Source organism: Streptomyces echinoruber (genome assembly GCF_014651135.1).
In the GTDB taxonomy this organism is placed as follows: domain Bacteria; phylum Actinomycetota; class Actinomycetes; order Streptomycetales; family Streptomycetaceae; genus Streptomyces; species Streptomyces echinoruber.
Window position 1 is genome coordinate 15,353 of sequence record NZ_BMWH01000046.1, and the last position, 16,456, is coordinate 31,808.

Annotated in this window: 18 protein-coding genes; 10 read left to right on the forward strand and 8 right to left on the reverse strand. The window is 70.8% G+C overall.

Annotated features, from left to right (window positions below):
* Positions 1-76 precede the first annotated feature (76 nt).
* From dnaB to IE225_RS31275, 4 genes are all read left to right on the forward strand, one after another.
* Complete coding sequence (dnaB, locus tag IE225_RS31260) at positions 77-1,555, forward strand: replicative DNA helicase (RefSeq protein WP_190061038.1); 1,479 nt, start codon at positions 77-79, stop codon at positions 1,553-1,555.
* 471 nt (positions 1,556-2,026) lie between these two features.
* On the forward strand, positions 2,027-2,605 hold the full coding sequence (locus IE225_RS31265) for a TetR/AcrR family transcriptional regulator (RefSeq protein WP_190061039.1): 579 nt from the start codon (positions 2,027-2,029) through the stop codon (positions 2,603-2,605).
* A 77-nt stretch (positions 2,606-2,682) separates the two neighbouring features.
* Complete coding sequence (locus tag IE225_RS31270) at positions 2,683-3,465, forward strand: oxidoreductase (RefSeq protein ID WP_190061040.1); 783 nt, start codon at positions 2,683-2,685, stop codon at positions 3,463-3,465.
* A gap of 279 nt (positions 3,466-3,744) precedes the next feature.
* The gene (locus tag IE225_RS31275; protein WP_190061041.1) at positions 3,745-5,130 is read left to right on the forward strand and encodes a serine hydrolase domain-containing protein; all 1,386 of its coding nucleotides are present in this window, start codon (positions 3,745-3,747) and stop codon (positions 5,128-5,130) included.
* Positions 5,131-5,267: 137 nt separating this feature from the next.
* Here IE225_RS31275 and IE225_RS31280 read toward each other — a convergent pair whose 3' ends face one another.
* Both IE225_RS31280 and IE225_RS31285 read right to left on the reverse strand, forming a co-directional pair.
* Positions 5,268-5,720, reverse strand: coding sequence for a GNAT family N-acetyltransferase (locus tag IE225_RS31280; RefSeq protein WP_190061042.1), 453 nt, complete (start codon positions 5,718-5,720; stop codon positions 5,268-5,270).
* A 10-nt stretch (positions 5,721-5,730) separates the two neighbouring features.
* Positions 5,731-6,189, reverse strand: a complete 459-nt coding sequence (locus IE225_RS31285; protein WP_190061043.1) for a MarR family winged helix-turn-helix transcriptional regulator — start codon at positions 6,187-6,189, stop codon at positions 5,731-5,733.
* Between the two features lie 141 nt (positions 6,190-6,330).
* Between IE225_RS31285 and IE225_RS31290 the strand changes: the two genes are divergently transcribed.
* Positions 6,331-7,530: an MFS transporter gene (locus IE225_RS31290; protein WP_190061044.1), complete on the forward strand. Its 1,200-nt coding sequence runs from the start codon at positions 6,331-6,333 to the stop codon at positions 7,528-7,530.
* Between the two features lie 110 nt (positions 7,531-7,640).
* A complete protein-coding gene (locus IE225_RS31295; protein ID WP_190061045.1) occupies positions 7,641-8,060 on the forward strand; it encodes a GlcG/HbpS family heme-binding protein in 420 nt (139 codons plus the stop codon).
* A 21-nt stretch (positions 8,061-8,081) separates the two neighbouring features.
* Here IE225_RS31295 and IE225_RS31300 read toward each other — a convergent pair whose 3' ends face one another.
* From IE225_RS31300 to IE225_RS31320, 5 genes are all read right to left on the reverse strand, one after another.
* Complete coding sequence (locus tag IE225_RS31300; RefSeq protein ID WP_190061046.1) at positions 8,082-8,948, reverse strand: GNAT family N-acetyltransferase; 867 nt, start codon at positions 8,946-8,948, stop codon at positions 8,082-8,084.
* Positions 8,949-9,108: 160 nt separating this feature from the next.
* Complete coding sequence (locus IE225_RS31305; RefSeq protein WP_190061047.1) at positions 9,109-9,591, reverse strand: NUDIX hydrolase; 483 nt, start codon at positions 9,589-9,591, stop codon at positions 9,109-9,111.
* A gap of 90 nt (positions 9,592-9,681) precedes the next feature.
* Complete coding sequence (locus IE225_RS31310) at positions 9,682-10,587, reverse strand: LysR family transcriptional regulator (protein WP_190061048.1); 906 nt, start codon at positions 10,585-10,587, stop codon at positions 9,682-9,684.
* A 241-nt stretch (positions 10,588-10,828) separates the two neighbouring features.
* Positions 10,829-11,971 (reverse strand): cystathionine gamma-lyase, encoded by a 1,143-nt coding sequence (locus IE225_RS31315; RefSeq protein WP_190061049.1) that lies wholly within the window; start codon positions 11,969-11,971, stop codon positions 10,829-10,831.
* A 72-nt stretch (positions 11,972-12,043) separates the two neighbouring features.
* A complete protein-coding gene (locus tag IE225_RS31320; protein WP_190061050.1) occupies positions 12,044-12,421 on the reverse strand; it encodes a phage holin family protein in 378 nt (125 codons plus the stop codon).
* A gap of 45 nt (positions 12,422-12,466) precedes the next feature.
* Here IE225_RS31320 and IE225_RS31325 point away from each other — a divergent pair, with 45 nt between their 5' ends.
* The 4 genes from IE225_RS31325 to IE225_RS31340 all read left to right on the forward strand — a co-directional run bounded on the left by IE225_RS31325 (position 12,467) and on the right by IE225_RS31340 (position 14,866).
* On the forward strand, positions 12,467-12,784 hold the full coding sequence (locus tag IE225_RS31325; RefSeq protein ID WP_190061051.1) for a cupin domain-containing protein: 318 nt from the start codon (positions 12,467-12,469) through the stop codon (positions 12,782-12,784).
* A gap of 209 nt (positions 12,785-12,993) precedes the next feature.
* Positions 12,994-13,206: a DUF5326 family protein gene (locus tag IE225_RS31330; protein ID WP_190061052.1), complete on the forward strand. Its 213-nt coding sequence runs from the start codon at positions 12,994-12,996 to the stop codon at positions 13,204-13,206.
* A 236-nt stretch (positions 13,207-13,442) separates the two neighbouring features.
* On the forward strand, positions 13,443-14,330 hold the full coding sequence (locus IE225_RS31335) for an IclR family transcriptional regulator (protein ID WP_190061053.1): 888 nt from the start codon (positions 13,443-13,445) through the stop codon (positions 14,328-14,330).
* Between the two features lie 98 nt (positions 14,331-14,428).
* Positions 14,429-14,866, forward strand: a complete 438-nt coding sequence (locus tag IE225_RS31340; protein WP_190061054.1) for an SsgA family sporulation/cell division regulator — start codon at positions 14,429-14,431, stop codon at positions 14,864-14,866.
* A gap of 164 nt (positions 14,867-15,030) precedes the next feature.
* On the opposite strand, the gene IE225_RS31345 is transcribed toward IE225_RS31340, so the two are convergent.
* Entirely contained in the window at positions 15,031-16,419 is a 1,389-nt protein-coding gene (locus IE225_RS31345; protein ID WP_190061055.1) for a YibE/F family protein, read from the reverse strand.
* Positions 16,420-16,456: the final 37 nt, after the last annotated feature.

Consider the following 16,456-nt stretch of genomic DNA (forward strand, 5'->3'; position numbering starts at 1 on the left):
GCTCGATTGTCAGTGGCGTGTTCTACAACAGAGGGGCACGGCGAGGTCCGCTCGGCGGACGGGAGGAGGTCGCTCGGTGAGCATTTCCGAGCCCTTGGACGACCCGTGGGCCGACAGCGGTCCGAGTGATCGCCTGCCTGCCGCCCGTAGGCGCGGGGACGGCGGCCGACTGCGCGACGAACAGCACGAGCGCGGCCGGGACGACGGTGCGTGGGACGGCGCGGGTCCCTCCTTCGAGCGGGTGCCGCCGCAGGACATCGAGGCGGAGCAGTCCGTCCTCGGCGGCATGCTGCTGTCGAAGGACGCGATCGCCGACGTCGTCGAGGTCCTCAAGGGGCAGGACTTCTACAAGCCCGCCCACGAGACCATCTACCAGGCGATCCTGGACGTCTACGCCCGCGGGGAGCCGGCCGACCCGATCACCATCGCCGCGGAGCTCACCAAGCGCGGCGAGATCAACAAGGTCGGTGGCGCGGCCTACCTGCACACGCTCGTCCAGACGGTCCCGACCGCGGCGAACGCCGCCTACTACGCCGAGATCGTCCACGAGCGGGCCGTCCTGCGCCGCCTGGTCGAGGCCGGCACCCGCATCACGCAGATGGGGTACGCGGCCGACGGCGACGTCGACGAGATCGTCAACCGCGCGCAGGCCGAGATCTACTCGGTCACCGAGCAGCGCACCAGCGAGGACTACCTGCCGCTCGGCGACATCATGGAGGGCGCGCTCGACGAGATCGAGGCGATCGGCTCCCGCAGCGGCGAGATGACCGGCGTGCCCACGGGCTTCACCGACTTCGACGCGCTGACGAACGGTCTGCACCCCGGCCAGATGATCGTCATCGCCGCGCGTCCCGCGATGGGCAAGTCGACGCTCGCGCTGGACTTCGCGCGGACGGCGGCGATCAAGCACAACCTGCCGAGCGTCATCTTCTCCCTCGAGATGGGGCGCAACGAGATCGCGATGCGCCTGCTGTCGGCCGAGGCCCGCGTCGCCCTGCACCACATGCGCTCGGGCACGATGACGGACGAGGACTGGACCCGCCTGGCCCGCCGCATGCCGGACGTCTCCAACGCGCCGCTCTACATCGACGACTCCCCCAACCTGTCGATGATGGAGATCCGCGCCAAGTGCCGCCGCCTGAAGCAGCGCAACGACCTGCGGCTGGTCGTCATCGACTACCTGCAGCTGATGCAGTCCGGTGGGTCCCGGCGCCCCGAGAGCCGGCAGCAGGAGGTCTCGGACATGTCCCGCAACCTCAAGCTGCTCGCCAAGGAGCTGGAGATCCCGGTCATCGCGCTCTCCCAGCTCAACCGCGGCCCCGAGCAGCGCACGGACAAGAAGCCGATGGTCTCCGACCTGCGCGAGTCCGGCTCCATCGAGCAGGACGCCGACATGGTCATCCTGCTGCACCGCGAGGACGCCTACGAGAAGGAGTCGCCGCGCGCGGGCGAGGCCGACCTGATCGTGGCCAAGCACCGCAACGGCCCCACGGCGACCATCACGGTTGCCTTCCAGGGCCACTACTCACGGTTCGTGGACATGGCGCAGACCTGACGCGGCCCGGTACCCGTCCCTCCTGGGACCTGCGCTCAATCGCCGGGACGGCCGTGAGCACCTCCTCGATTTCGCCGCAGCAGCCTCCTATCCCACCCTCGGAGCCGCGGCCGGCGCTCCGAACGCCCAAGTGGTCCACCTGGTCGGGCGGATTCACCGACTCGAGCGAGACCTCGGCGGGCCGCTGCCGGGACGAGCGGTCCGCGGACGTCCCATGCGTCCCACGGCCCTCGGGGGAAGCAGGCCGAGAGAGCGATCAGCAAGTCCCTTCCAGGTCCTGAAGCCGCCCGGACGTCCGCCTCAAACAGGCCCCGACAGCGACGGGCGGATGCCCTGGGGCTGACGGATCAGCGGCGGTTTCGGGCCGCAGGATGCAGCCGGCGCAGAGGGTGCATGGGGGGCCGCAGCCGTCCGCAGGTGCGCAACCCCAGTTTTTGACTTGGAGGTCAAGAACGGTGTCAGGGTTCTGGCATGGGAAGGCCCAAGCAGTTCGATCCGGATGACGCCGTCGAGCGGGCCATGGACGTGTTCTGGCGAAAGGGGTATGCCGGAACCACCCCGCAGGACCTCGTCGACGCGCTCGGCATCGGCAAGGGCAGCCTCTACAACGCCTTCGGCAGCAAGCGCGCCCTCTTCGAGCGGGCGCTGCGACGCTATCGCGACAGCCAGGCCGCCGCTCTGGTCGAGATGCTGGAGGAGCCTGGCCCGGTCAAGGCGCGTCTGCGCAAGACGCTGGAGTTCCTCGCCAGGACGGATCTCGCCGACCCGGACCGCCGGGGCTGCATGGCGGTGAACACGGCGGCAGAACTCGCCGGAACGGACGAGGCGGCAACCGAACTGGTCCGGCGCATGTTCGCCCGGACCGAGGACGCCTTCCGTGCACTGATCGAGGAAGGGCAGCGTTCGGGAGAGATCGCACCCGAACGTGATCCCGCAGCCTTGGGGAGCCTGTTGCTGAACACGGTCGTGGGCCTGCGGCTCGTGGCGCGCGTCACTGAAAACCCTGACCGACTTGTCCGGGTGATCGACGCGACCGTCGACTCCCTCTGATCCAAACCCTGGCGCTCGTTCCGTCCGGAGTGTCTGCCACCCATATTTTGTACTTACAGTTCAAGAATCGGGGTGTCATGGACCTCAACCTCACTGCCAAGACAGCCGTCGTCACCGGCGCCAGTCGAGGCATCGGACTCGCCACCGTCCGGACCCTGACCGCCGAAGGCGTTCGCGTTGTCGGCGCCGCCCGCACCATCACACCCGAGCTGAAGGAAACCGGCGCGCACACGGTGTCGGCCGACCTGAGCACCGCCGAAGGCGTCACCGCCCTGATGGACGGTGCCCTCACCGAACTCGGCGGCATCGACCTGCTGGTGAACAACGTCGGTGGCGGGGACGACGTGGAGCCCGTCGGCTTCCTCGACACCGACGACACCCAGTGGACCCGCGTCTTCGACCTCAACCTGCTCAGCGCCGTCCGCGCCACCCGCGCGGCCCTGCCCAGCCTGATCGAACGCCGCGGGGCGATCGTCAACGTCTCGTCCATCAACTCCCGGCTGCCCGCCGCCGGCCCGGTCGCCTACAGTGCGGCCAAGGCAGCCCTCGCCGCGTTGGGGAAGTCCCTGGCCGAGGAGTTCGGGCCCCAGGGAGTGCGCGTGAACACCGTCTCCCCCGGAGTGGTCCGCACCTCCATCTGGGAAGACCCCGACGGCTTCGGAAGCAAGGTGGCGGCCGGAGCCGGGACAGAGCACGCCGCATTCCTCCAGCAGATCCCGGAAGCCTTCGACATCACCACCGGCCGCATCACCGAACCCCAGGAGGTGGCGGCCCTGATCGCGTTCCTTCTCTCCGACGTCGCCGGCAACATCACCGGCGCCGACTACGTCATCGACGGCGGCACGGTCAAAACCCTCTGAACCGGGGAGCGCCGGCGAGGCCGCGCTGATTTTCATGGCTGTGGGGGAGCCTCGTCCCCACAGCCATGAGAAACGACACGGCTGCGAGACAGAGCCCTCCGGCCAAGCCGTGGGACAGGCCGGAAAACCGCTGGTCAGTGCGATCCCCTCGGACACAGGTGGCGAGCTCCCGCACCTGGTCCGGGCCGGCCGGACTCCGCTCGCCTCGCCGGCCCGGGCCGGGCCGGGCCGACGGAATCCCGCTCGACTGCGGCTGTCCCCGTCCGGTGGACTGGGCCCATGACGACATCCCAGGACGAACTGCTTCCCGGCACCCGTCGCGCCCTGCTGCACCGCATCGCCGTCGCCCAGGCCGAGGGGCGCGCGCCGTCGCTGGCCGCGGCCGTCGTGCGGGGCGGACGGGCCGTGTGGCACGGCGCGCGGACCTCGGTGGAGGGACACGCACCCGACGCGGACACCCAGTACCGGATCGGTTCGATCACCAAGACCTTCACGGCCGTGCTCGTGCTGCGGCTGCGCGACGAGGGCCTGCTCGACCTCGGTGACCCGCTGGAGAAGCATCTTCCGGGCACCGGCGCGGGGGAGGCCACCATCGCCCAGCTGCTCGCGCACACCGGCGGCCTGGCGGCCGAGACACCCGGGCCGTGGTGGGAGCGCACCCCGGGGACGTTGCGTCCCGAACTCGCCGACGTGCTGGGAGAGCAGCCCTTCCGGCATCCCATCGGCCGGCGGCACCACTACTCCAACCCCGGATACGCCCTGCTCGGCGCGCTCGTCGAGAAGCTGCGGGGGGAGTCGTGGGAGAGCGTGCTGCGGCGTGAAGTGCTCGAACCCCTGGGCCTGCACCGGACGAGCGTGCGCCCCGAGGCGCCGCACGCGGGCGGCTGGGCCGTGCATCCCTGGGCGGACGTGCTGATGCCCGAGCCCGTGGAGGATCTCGGGCGCATGGCACCGGCGGGCCAGCTGTGGTCGACGACGGGAGACCTGGCACGCTTCGCCGTCTTCCTCGCGCAGGGCGACGACCGGGTGCTGGGTGCTGAGTCCGTACGGGAGATGCGTACGCCCGCCGCCCCGGCCGAGGCCGCGGATGTGGCGGCGGGCTCGGCGTACGGGCTCGGTCTGCAGGTGGAGCGCCGGAACGGCCGGTTGCTGGTGGGCCACGGCGGGTCGCTGCCGGGTTTTGTGGCGAGCCTGATGCTCGGCGTGGAGGACGACGTCGCCGCGGTCGTGCTGGCCAACTGCACCTCCGGACCGGCGGTGTCGATGGTCGCGAGCGACCTGGTGCGCATCGTCGCCGAGGCCGAGCCGCGCATCCCCGAGCCGTGGCGCCCGCTGCGCGACGTGGACCCGTCCGTGCTGGACCTGGCCGGCCCCTGGTACTGGGGCACGTACGCCTTCGCGCTGCGGCTCACGGCGGACGGGCTGGTGTCCCTGGATCCGTTGGCGGGTTCCGGCCGCCGCTCCCGGTTCCGCCCGAACGGGGACGGCACGTGGACCGGCCTGGAGGGGTACTACGCCGGGGAAGTGCTGCGGGTCGTGCGGCGGCCGGACGGGTCGGTGAGCCATCTGGACATCGGGTCGTTCGTGTTCACGCGCCGGCCCTACGACGACGAGGCGGCCGTACCGGGCGGTGTGGACCCCGAGGGCTGGCGGGGGATCGGCTGACGGGTCGCGTAGCCGACCGCTGAGGGAGCCTCACCGGGAAGCGTCCTGTTTCACGTGAAACAGGACGCTTGCGCTTCTTCAGCGGCTTCTTCCGCTCTCGTCCCTTCGATGCGCGGCATCTTCGGAGGTGAGCTTTGTCAGAGTTGGAGCTTGAAGCCGACGTGCGAGGCGGTGAAACCGAGCCGTTCGTAGAAACGGTGGGCGTCGGTGCGGGTCCTGTCCGACGTCAGCTGCACCAACTGGCAGCCCTGGCGCCGGGATTCGTCGATGGCCCACTGGATGAGCCGCGTGCCCAGTCCGCTGCCGCGTTCGCCGGCGTGCACACGGACGCTCTCGATGATCGACCGGGTGGCGCCACGCCGGGACAGCCCGGGGACGACGGTCAGCTGGAGCGTGCCGATGACGCGCCCCTCCCGTACGGCGACGATCAGGTGCTGGTTCGGGTCGCCGCTGAGCCGCTCCAGGGCCGCGTAGTACGGGGCGAGGTCGTCGGGTGACTCACGCTGGGCGCCCAGGGGGTCGTCGGCGAGCAGGGCGACGATCGCGGGGACGTCGTCCGCGCCCGCCGGCCGTATGTCGAGGTCTCCCATGGACCGCACCCTATGCGGGAGCGTGCAGGGACTCCACGGCTTTTACCAGCGGTGCCAGTTCGGGGTTCTTCGCTGCCTCGTCGAGCGCCTCGCGCAGGGCCGCGTCGTTGGTCGGGCGGGCCTCCTCCAGGAGCTTCAGGCCGGCTTCGGTGACGTTGGTGTAGATGCCGCGGCGGTCGGTGGGGCAGAGGTAGCGCTCGAGCAGTCCGCGGTCCTCCAGGCGCGTGACCAACCGGGTGGTGGCGCTCTGGCTGAGGACGACCGCGTCGGCGACCTGCTTCATCTGCAGGTGGCCACCCTCGCCGTCGTGCTGCCGGCTGAGCACGTCGAGCAGGGAGTACTCGCGGACGCTGAGTCCGTGCCCGGACTGCAGGGCCCGCTCGATGTGCGCCTCGATTCTGCCGTGCAGCAGGGAGAGGGCGCACCAGCCCTGAGCGAGGGCGGTGAGTGCGGGGTCCGTCGCTGTCATCGGGGTCTTCCTCCGTCCCGGGGCGGCTCTTCTCCAGGATAGAGCAGTGATGAAATAGCCAGCGTTTGCATTTATCAAGCGTCTGCAACTATTGTGGGCGCCGCAAGAGCGCACCTGCAATCCTTTGGAAGGGTCCCCCTCATGCCTCTCGCGCTACTGGCCCTGGCGATCGGGGCCTTCGGCATCGGCACGACGGAGTTCGTGATCATGGGTTTGCTGCCCCAGGTCGCGGGAGACTTCGGGGTCTCCATCCCCACCGCCGGCCTGCTGGTCACCGGCTACGCCCTCGGCGTCGTGTTCGGCGCTCCCCTCATGACCGCGCTCGGCACCAAGGTGCCCCGCAAACGGATGCTGATGCTGCTGATGGGCCTCTTCGTAGCCGGCAACCTGTTGTCGGCCCTGGCCCCCGCCTTCGCCGTGATGATGCTGGGCCGGGTCGTGGCCTCCTTCGCCCACGGCGCCTTCTTCGGCATCGGCTCGGTGGTCGCGGCCGACCTGGTGGCCCCGGAGAAGAAGGCGGGCGCCATATCGATGATGTTCACCGGCCTGACCGTGGCCAACGTCGTCGGCGTGCCTCTGGGCACCCTCGTCGGCCAGAACGCCGGCTGGCGGGTCACCTTCGGCATCGTCGCCGCCCTCGGCGTCGTCGGTCTCGCCGGCATCGCCCGGCTCGTGCCCGACATGCCCAGGCCGGAGGGCGTGCACCTGCGTCACGAGCTGGCCGCTCTGAAGAATGTGCAGGTCCTGCTCGCCATGGCGATGACCGTGCTCGGTTTCGGCGGCGTGTTCGCGGCCATCACCTACATCGCGCCGATGATGACCCGCGTCACCGGCTTCGCCGACGGCTCGGTCACCTGGCTGCTCGTCCTGTTCGGCCTCGGCATGGTCGGCGGCAATCTCCTGGGCGGCCGGTTCGCCGACCGCGCCCTGATGCCGATGCTCTACGTGTCGCTGGGCGTCCTGGCCGCGGTGCTGGCGCTGTTCACGCTCACCGCACACAAGAAGGTCCTGGCCGCCGTCACGATCGCGCTGATCGGCGCGCTGGGCTTCGCGACCGTGCCGCCGTTGCAGAAGCGCGTCCTGGACCAGGCACATGGCGCGCCCACGCTGGCCTCGGCGGTGAACATCGGCGCCTTCAACCTCGGCAACGCCCTGTCCGCCTGGCTCGGCGGCCTGGTGATCGACGCCGGTCTCGGCTACACCGCCCCCAACTGGGTGGGTGCCGTCCTGGCCGCATCCGCCCTGGTCCTGGCCGTCCTCTCCGCCGCCCTGGAACGCCGTGACGGCACGGTCGTCGCAAGCGGCCTGCCGACCCGGGAGCGGACCACCGTCCACCAGTGAGGCGTCCGGCCGCCGGTCCGGCGCCACCTGCCCTCAGCAACACCCACAACTTCCACGCCAATTTCCAAGCCAACCTCCACGCCAACATCCACGCAAGGAGAAACCCTCTCGTGAGCACTACTGCCGTCGCCCCGCTGACCACCCAGGACGCGGAGATCCTCGTCACCGCCGCCCGCCGAGCCGCCGAGGCCGCCGGGACCGCCGTCAGCGTCACCGTCCTGGACGCGGGCGGGCACCTGCTCGCCTTCCGGCGGGACGACCGCGCGGTGCTGATCTCCGGGGAGACCAGCACCCGCAAGGCCTACACGGCCCTCCAGCTCGACGCGCCCACCGCCGACCTCGTCGACGCCGTCCAGCCGGGAGGCCTCTTCCACACCCTGCCCACCGCGCTCGACCGGCCCCTGCTGTTCATCGCGGGCGGGGTTCCGCTCCGCCGCGCCGGCCGTCTGATCGGTGCGATCGGTGTCGGCGGCGGCACACCGCAGCAGGACCACGATTTCGCCACCGCCGCCGTGGCGGAACTGGGCTGATCCCACCCGGCGGCGGGCCGGTCAGCCCGCCGCCACCGTCAGCGGAGCGAACCGCCGTCGCCAGTCGCCGGGGAGCTCCGCGATCCCGTACGTCATCACGGCGTTGAACGCGACCGACGCGAGCCCGCGCTCCTTGGCCCAGGCGATCAGTTCCCCGTGCCGTACGTCGATGTCGGTGCGCAGCGGGCGGTCGGTCCGCGCGGCCAGCGCGGTCACGAGGGCCCGGGCCGTCTCGGTGTCCCGCGCGATCAACGGGCCGACGACCTGGGTGTCCATGTTGGGCCAGGCAGCCGCGTAGCCGATGATCCGGCCGCCCTCCTCCGCGACGCGCAACTGGTCGGCGAACGCGGGCAGTCGCGTGATGATGTGCGTGCGGTCGCTGCCGAAGACCTCCTCGTCCAGCCGGACGATGGTGGTCAGGTCCTCCGCGGTGGCCGCACGGGTGGCCACCCGCGGCGCCGGCCCGCCCGGCGTGAAGTGCCCGCACAGCATCTCCGCCCGGCCGGTGGTCTTGAAGCCGAGTTCCTCGTACAGGGGGCGGCCGTACGGCGTCGCATGCAACGTCAAGGGGGTGGCGCCCGCCTCGGCGAGGACGTGGCGCATCAGCCGGCGCCCGACGCCCTGGCGCGCGTGCCGCTCGGCAACGAGCACCATACCGACGGCGGCGAGGTCCGGACGGTCGTAGGGGCCGTACTGCGTGACGACGCACGCGGCCACGAGCCCGCCGTCGGGATCGTCGATGCCGTAGCCCTTTCCGGCCGCCAGCAGCAGTCCCCACTTGTGCTCCTCCCGTGGCCACCCCCGATCCTCGGACAGGTCGGCACAGGCGCCGAGATCGCGCACTGTCAGACGGCGGATGGGCAGAGCATCGAGAGAAGGAGTCGGCACGCAGGTCAGGCTGTCCGACCAGCGGCCCCTGCGTCCACCTGTTTCGGAGGAGACATACGCGCTTTTGGTCATGCCGTGGCCGTCTGCACGGTGCCTGGAGGTGATCGAGGTGACCCCGGGCAGGGGGAGACGTTTCACGTGAAACGGTGCATGTCCTACGTCACCCCAGGTCGGGAGCGTGCATGGCGCGTACCCCCTCGATATTGCCGTCCAGGTAGTGCCGCAGGGACAGCGGAACGAGGTTGACGGAGGCGATGCCGACCCGGGTGAAGGGCACCCGGACGATCTCGTACTCACCCGCGGGCTCGTCCACCTCCGGGCCGTGCCGCCGGGACGGGTCCATGGACTCCAGACGGCACACGAAGAAGTGCTGCACCTTCACGCCGGTCGCGCCGCCGTCCTCGCCGATGTGCTCGACGGTGTCCACGAAGCAGGGCACCACGTCGGTGATCTTCGCGCCGAGTTCCTCGTACACCTCGCGGTGCAGGGCGTCGATGACGGTTGCGTCCCCCGGCTCCACGCCCCCGCCCGGGGTGACCCAGTAGGGGTCGACACCCGGCTTGGTGCGCTTGATCAGAATCAGGTCGTCGCCGTCCAGGAGGACGGCGCGGGCGGTGCGCTTGACCACGGGTCGGACGGTCATGGGAGAAATGTGACCCGGCTGGTTTCACGTGAAACATCGCACCATGTCGCCGTCCGGCCCCGGTCGGTAGCGGCTCCGACAGGGGCCTGCTCAGCACCAGTCGGCCGCGGCCCGCAGCAGCCACTCGTGGGCCCGGGCGATGTGCGGCATCGCCAGTGTCCCCGTGCGCGCCACCAGGAAATACGTCCGCAGCGGTGGCACCGGCGGATCGTGCAGGGCCACGACCTCGCCTCGCTCCAGGGCCGGCGCGCACAGATACCGCGGCAGCACGGCCAGCCCGGCACCGGTCACGATGCAGGCCAGCACCGCGCGCAGGTCGGGGACGACGACCGCCCCCGAGGTGGCGGGCCGCGCGTCGAAGACCGAGGCCCAGTACCGGGAGACGAAGGGCAGCGACTCGTGGACCTCCACGACGGGAAGGCCGTCCAGGGCGGGCGCCCCTTTGTCGCGGAGCGTCTCGCGATCGATTTTCTCCGCCCAGGACGGGGCGGCGACGAGGACGTGCTCCTCGTCGCACAGTGCAGTCGCCGACAGCAGCGCGCCACGCGGACGGGCCGTACTGATGGCCAGATCGTGATGTCCGGCGGCCAGGCCCTCCAGCGTCTCCTCGGCGTTGCCGAAGGAGACGCGCAGAGCGAGGCGCCGACCGTCCTCGCCGGTCAGTTCGGACAGCGCCGGCAGCGCTCGTTCGGCGGTGAACTCGGGCGGCCCCGCCAGGTGCAGCGTGCGCAGCGAGGCCTCGTCGTCCAGCCCCGTCTCGGCTATCTCCATCAGCGCGTCGAGATGCGGCGCCGCCTTGTGGGCGAGCTCGTCGCCGATCGTCGTGGGGGTCACACCGCGCGCCTGCCGCAGGAACAGGGGGCGCCCCAACTGCCGTTCGAGCGTGCGGATCTGCGAGGTGACGGCGGGCTGGGACAGGCCGAGCAGCGCGGCCGCGCGGGTGAAGGAACCCGCCCGGTGCACGGTGACGAAGGTACGCAGCAAGGCCAGGTCCACGGTTCCCCTCCCCTCGTGTCGGCCCGCGGCCGGCCCTGCTCGCGCCCCGCCCACCGGCCTCGGCCGCGCTCAAGCATAAATATGTCGATAGGTCTCTGTCCCTACTGTGATTGGACACTGACAGAGAGTCAACTAGCCTTGTTGGCGCGGTTCTTCGCGCGCAGAACCGCGGGCGGTCCGAGCCACGAGGGGGGAGGTTCGGACCGCCCGTCCGCACCCGCGCCGGTGATCCGGAACGCGGTCAGCGCCCGGACTCCTCCAGCGCCCGCAGCACGTCCGCCACCAGGTCCTCGGGATCCTCGGCGCCCACCGACAAGCGGATGAAGCCCTCCGGCACCGGATCCCCGCCCCAGCGTCCGCGCCGCTCCGCCGTGGAGCGCACCCCGCCGAAGCTCGTCGCGTCCTCCACCAGGCGCAGCGCCTCGAGGAAACGCTCGGCACGCGCGCGCGTGGGCAGCGTGAAGGAGACCACGCTGCCGAAGCGCCGCATCTGCCGCGCGGCAGTCTTGTGCGCGGGATCGTCCGCGAGCCCCGGATAGCGCAGACCGCTGACCTCCGGCCGGCCGCGCAGAGCCTCGGCGACGGCGAGGGCGTTCGCGCACTGGCGGTCGACGCGCAACTGGAGGGTGGCGATCGAGCGGTGCGCCAGCCAGGCCTCCATGGGGCCGGCGATCGCACCGACGATCTTGCGCCAGCGGCGTACGGCCGCCATCGCCTCGGTGTCGCGGCCGGCGACGTATCCGAGCAGTACGTCGCCGTGCCCGGTGAGCTGCTTGGTGCCGCTGGCCACCACGAGGTCCGCGCCCAGCAGCAGCGGGCGCTGGCCCAGCGGTGTCGCCAGGGTGTTGTCGACGGCCACCAGGGCACCTTGCGCGTGTGCCGCCTCGGCGAGCCGGCGGATGTCGCACACGTCGAGCCCGGGGTTGGACGGGCTCTCGATCCACAGCAGCCGCGCCCCGTCGAGCACCTCCAGCTGGGCATCGCCGCCGGTCGGCGCGGTGCGCACCTCGATGCCGTACGCCTCCAGCTGGGCACGCACCAGGGGCAGCGCCTGGTAGCCGTCGCTGGGCAGGACCACGACGTCCCCGGCGCGCAGCTGCGAGAAGAGCGCGGCGGAGATGGCGGCCATGCCGGAGGAGAACACGAGGGTCTCCACGGCGTCGTCGCCGGGTGCCTCCAACTCGCCGATGGCCCGCTCCAGCAGGGTCCAGGTCGGGTTGTTGTCGCGGCCGTAGGTGTACGGACCCGCCACCTCGCCGGGGAGGTGGAAGTGGGCGGCGAACACCGGCCCGGGAAGGGTGGGCTCGTTCTTGGCGGGTTCGGGCAGGCCGGCGCGCACCGCGCGCGTGCCCTCACCGGCCCCCTGTTCCGCGGAATCGTTCATGCGGCCCGTCCCTTCACGTGCCGCGCCACCGCGGCGTCTCGATGGGTCATCGGCGGGATGCTCCCAGGGATGTCAGTCCTCGTCCGGCAGGACGACGTGCAGCGCCCAGGAGACGATCGAGATGATCAGACCACCCAGGACGGCCGTCCAGAAGCCCTCCACGTGGAAGCTCAGGTGCAGCTTGTCGGCCACCCACGAGGTCAGCAGGAGCATCAGCGCGTTGACGACCAGTGTGAACAGGCCCAGCGTGAGCAGGAACAGCGGGAAGGTGAGCACCTTCACGAGGGGCTTGACCGCGGCGTTCACCAGGCCGAAGATCACGGCGACGACCAGCAGCGTGCCGGCCTTCTTGCCGGTGCTGTCACCCGTCAGGGTGATCTTGTCCAGCAGCCAGACGGCGACCGCCAGGGCGCCCGCGTTGGCGATCGTCTTGACTACGAAATTCTTCATGTGTCTGATCGTGGCAGACGGGATCGGCGACGAGCGGGCGAGGGCATGAAGGCATTCCGGCTGGACGACCTGGAGGCGGAGCGCATCGCGAACGAGGGGGCCTACCTGCAGTTCCTGCGGGAACGCAACATGTCGGTCGGGCTGTACGCGCTCAATGCGGGCGAACACGACCCGCAGAAACCCCACAACCAGGACGAGGTCTACTTCGTGGTCAGCGGCCGTGCCTCGCTCACGGTCGGCCTGGAGACCACCGAGGTGGCGCGCGGCAGCGTGGTGTACGTGCCGGCCGGGGTGCCCCACAAGTTCCACCGCATCAGCGAGGACCTGCGGGTCCTGGTCGTCTTCTCCCCGCCGGAGGCCTGATCCCGGCGTTCCGGGGGCACCGTCCCCAGCCGTCCTTCAGCCGTCTTCCGAGGGGACGTGTCCGGGTGCCGGCCCCGGATTCCCTAGGGGATCGGTCAGGGGAGGACGGGGGACGGCAGGGCCCCGCCGGGCATCCCCGCGGCCCTAGCATCGGGTGCAGGACATCGAAGGACCCGGCACAGCACGGGCGGAGAGATGAGGACGAGGCGATGCGAGAGATCTTCGCGGGACTGCCGTGGTGGGTGAAGTGGGTCGCGGTGCCGGTCATTGCCCTGGTCGTGTTCGGGGGCGTGATCGCCAGCATCGTCGGTTTCCTGATCGGCCTGCTCTTCAAGGTGCTGGTCTTTGTCGCGCTCGTCGGCGGACTGATCTACATCGTGCGGAAGTTCATGGCCCACTCCTCCTCCCGCAGCGACTGGTGACGCGCGGGAAGCGCGGGACGCGATGGCGCCGGGCCGGTGGGCGCCGTGGCCGGCCGGTGACCGGCAACAGCGGCCACCGGGTCCCTCGCGGGAGGGAAGTTTCCCGGCCGGACGGCGCGCGGGCGGTCACCGGCGGTTAGAGTCCCGGAATCCGCGCGGGGCCCACCCCGCGAGCGGCGTAACCCCTCCCGTGCGTCCCCCGCACGGGCTGCCCTCTCGCGCTACGGGAGTGACCCTTGGCCACGGTTGACACCGCACCCACAGAACCGCACGCTCCCCGGCCGCCGACGAACCCCTCGCCCGCCGCGGCCGTGCCCGTCCAGCCACGCGCCGCCTCCCGTCCCGGACGCCGGCGGCGCGATGCGGCACCGCCGGCACAGACCACCCTCATCGGCTCCGTGCAGCGCGCGATGCGCCTGCTGGAGTCGGTCGCCGGGCGTCCGCACGGAGCCACCGCCAAGCAACTGGCCCGCGAGACCCGGCTCGCCCTCCCGACCGTGTACCACCTGCTGCGCACCCTCGTGCACGAGGGCTACCTGTACCGGGACAAGGGCTTGTTCTTCCTCGGCGAGGCCGCCGAACGGCTCAGCAGCAGCGGAGCGCAGCAGAAACGTCGCAGCACGGTCGCCGCCGCGCTCGCGCAGTGGCGGGATTCCATCGGCGTCCCCGTGTACTACGCCCGGTACCGCGACGGCGAGATCGAGGTCGTGTGCGTCTCCGACACCCCGGGCAACCCGGCGGTGGAGGAGTGGGCCGACTTCCGCGAGACCGGCCACGCACACGCCATCGGTCAGTGCCTGCTGGCCCAGCTGGACGACGACGCCCGCCGCGACCACCTCGACCGCCACCCCGTGCAGTCCATCACCCCGTACACCGTCTGCGACAACCACACGTTGCTGTGCCGCCTGAACCGCATGCGACGCACGGACCCGGTCGTCGAACGGCAGGAGTACGCCCTGGGCACGGTCTGCGCGGCCATCCCGATCACCGTCGGCACCCTGACGGCCACGATGGCGATCTCGCTGCCCGCCGACCAGGCGGACCGGCTGCTGTCCGCGGCGCAGCAGTTGCAGGAGGAGGTCGGCCGGTCCCTGGGCTCGTTGACCCTCTCTATCAGTATCTGAAAACTCACTCCTTGTGATCTGTTGTGCACGTTCAGCAAGATGCCACCAGTATCAGGGGTCGATTCCCGGCCAGTCGGCGTCATATGACGGGATGGACAATGCGCGAGTCCGTAGAGGCAGAGGTCATGATGAGCTTTCTCGTGTCCGAGGAGCTCTCCTTCCGCATCCCGGTGGAGCTGCGGTACGAGACCTGCGATCCCTACGCCGTGCAGCTGACGTTCCACTTGCCCGGTGACGCACCGGTGACCTGGACGTTCGGGCGGGAGCTGCTGGTGGACGGAGTGGGCCGGCCGTCCGGGGACGGTGACGTGCGGGTCGCCCCCGTCGATCGGGAGACGTCCGGCGACGTCTTCATCCGCCTCAAGGTGGGCACCGAGCAGGCCCTGTTCCGGTCCTCGGTGACGCCGCTGGTGACGTTCCTCGACCGCACCGACAAGCTGGTGCCGCTGGGCCAGGAGGGTGCGTTCGCCGACTTCGACACCCACCTCGACGAGGCCCTGGACCGCATCCTGACGGAGGAGCAGAGCGCGGGCTGAGACCAGGCCGGCGAAACGGCGCGGTGCGGCCGGTGAGGCGAGGTGGTGCACCGGCCGGTGAGACGACCAGCGCTCTCGGCGGCACCGGAGGCTCGCACCGGGAGCGGTCCCGCGCGCCCTGTGCGGTCGCTGCCGCGTCAGCGCTCGCCGCCCGCGTCACCGCGTCAGTGCTTGCGCCGCCGCCCCCGCCCGCCGCGGGCCGCGGCCTCCCGGGCACCCGCGGTCTCCTCCGGCCGGTCGGCGGCGACGACGAGGGCGGCGAGAAGGGTGGTGACCGGTACCGACGCCACCAGGCCGATCGAGCCGATCAGCGTGCGCACGATCTCCTCCGCGACGAGTTCACTGCCGGCGACCGTTTCCACACTGCTCTGGGCGATGGAGAACAGCAGCAGCAACGGCAGCGCGGCACCCGCGTACGCCAGTACAAGTGTGTTGACGACGGACGCGATGTGGTCGCGGCCGATGCGGATGCCCGCCCGGTACAACCCCCGCCAGCCCATCGCCGGGTTGGCCTCGTGCAGTTCCCAGACCGCCGACGTCTGCGTGACCGTCACGTCGTCGAGGACACCGAGCGAGCCGATGATGACGCCGGCGAGCAGCAGACCGCTCATGTCGATCGACGGGTACAGGCCGTGGATGAGGCCGGTGTTGTCGTCCGTGTTGCCGGTCAGCGCCGCCCAGCCGATGAAGAGGGCGCCCAGCACGCCGATGAGGGACAGCGAGATGAGCGTGCCGAGCACCGCGACCGACGTCCTCGCCGACAGGCCGTGGCACATGTACAGGGCGATCAGCATGATGGCGCTCGACCCGACGATGGCCACCAGCAGCGGATTGGAGCCCTGCAGGATCGCGGGCAGGATGAACAGGTTCAGCACCAGAAAGCTGATGGCCAGGGCGATCAGCGCCGTCACCCCGCGCAGGCGCCCGACGACCACGACGGCGAGCGCGAAGATCCCGGCGAGCAGCGCCATCGGGAGACGGCGGTCGACGTCGGTCACCGAGTACTGCAGGTCCCGTGGTGCGGAAGGCTCATAGGCGACCACGACCTTCTCGCCCTCGCGCAACTGCCGCGACTGGTCCGGCTGCACGATCTCGGTGAACGTACGGCCCTTGTCCTTGCCGGTGTCGACCCGGACCGTGGCCTTTTTGCAGGTGCCGTTCGCCCCCTGCTGCGCGGAGGAGCCCCCGGCGGTGGAAGTGCCACCGGGCGGCGTTCCCCCCGAGGCGTTGACCGACTTGCAGTTCACCGTCACCACCCTGGTGACGGTGGCCTGCTGCGTCTGCCGGTCGAAGCCGACGCCGGTGCGCTCGTGCGGTGGGGCACCGCCGGGCCAGAGCAGCACCAGGCCGACCACCACCGCGGCGGCGAACGGCACGAGGATCGCGGCGATGACCCTGCGCAGGTGCCGGGAGACGGGCGCCGCCGGTCCGTGGCTGTGACTGTGGCCGTGACTGTGGCCGGACGGTCTGGGGGCATGACCGTGCCCGTCATCGGCACCGCGGCCGGGCGGCGGCTCGGACGGTGGAAACGAGGGCTGGTGTGTCGTGGTCACCGCCCGATCATCCCAAGAAGGGAGGGGCCCTCTGTTC

Excerpts from the sequence above, each read along its gene's own strand:
- IE225_RS31265 (WP_190061039.1), top strand. The coding sequence starts at position 2,027 with ATGGGAAGGCCCAAGCAGTTCGATCCGGATGACGCCGTCGAGCGGGCC.
- IE225_RS31270 (WP_190061040.1), top strand. The coding sequence starts at position 2,683 with ATGGACCTCAACCTCACTGCCAAGACAGCCGTCGTCACCGGCGCCAGT.
- IE225_RS31275 (WP_190061041.1), top strand. The coding sequence starts at position 3,745 with ATGACGACATCCCAGGACGAACTGCTTCCCGGCACCCGTCGCGCCCTG.
- IE225_RS31280 (WP_190061042.1), bottom strand. The coding sequence starts at position 5,720 with ATGGGAGACCTCGACATACGGCCGGCGGGCGCGGACGACGTCCCCGCG.
- IE225_RS31285 (WP_190061043.1), bottom strand. The coding sequence starts at position 6,189 with ATGACAGCGACGGACCCCGCACTCACCGCCCTCGCTCAGGGCTGGTGC.
- IE225_RS31290 (WP_190061044.1), top strand. The coding sequence starts at position 6,331 with ATGCCTCTCGCGCTACTGGCCCTGGCGATCGGGGCCTTCGGCATCGGC.
- IE225_RS31305 (WP_190061047.1), bottom strand. The coding sequence starts at position 9,591 with ATGACCGTCCGACCCGTGGTCAAGCGCACCGCCCGCGCCGTCCTCCTG.
- IE225_RS31315 (WP_190061049.1), bottom strand. The coding sequence starts at position 11,971 with ATGAACGATTCCGCGGAACAGGGGGCCGGTGAGGGCACGCGCGCGGTG.
- IE225_RS31320 (WP_190061050.1), bottom strand. The coding sequence starts at position 12,421 with ATGAAGAATTTCGTAGTCAAGACGATCGCCAACGCGGGCGCCCTGGCG.
- IE225_RS31325 (WP_190061051.1), top strand. The coding sequence starts at position 12,467 with ATGAAGGCATTCCGGCTGGACGACCTGGAGGCGGAGCGCATCGCGAAC.
- IE225_RS31330 (WP_190061052.1), top strand. The coding sequence starts at position 12,994 with ATGCGAGAGATCTTCGCGGGACTGCCGTGGTGGGTGAAGTGGGTCGCG.
- IE225_RS31340 (WP_190061054.1), top strand. The coding sequence starts at position 14,429 with ATGCGCGAGTCCGTAGAGGCAGAGGTCATGATGAGCTTTCTCGTGTCC.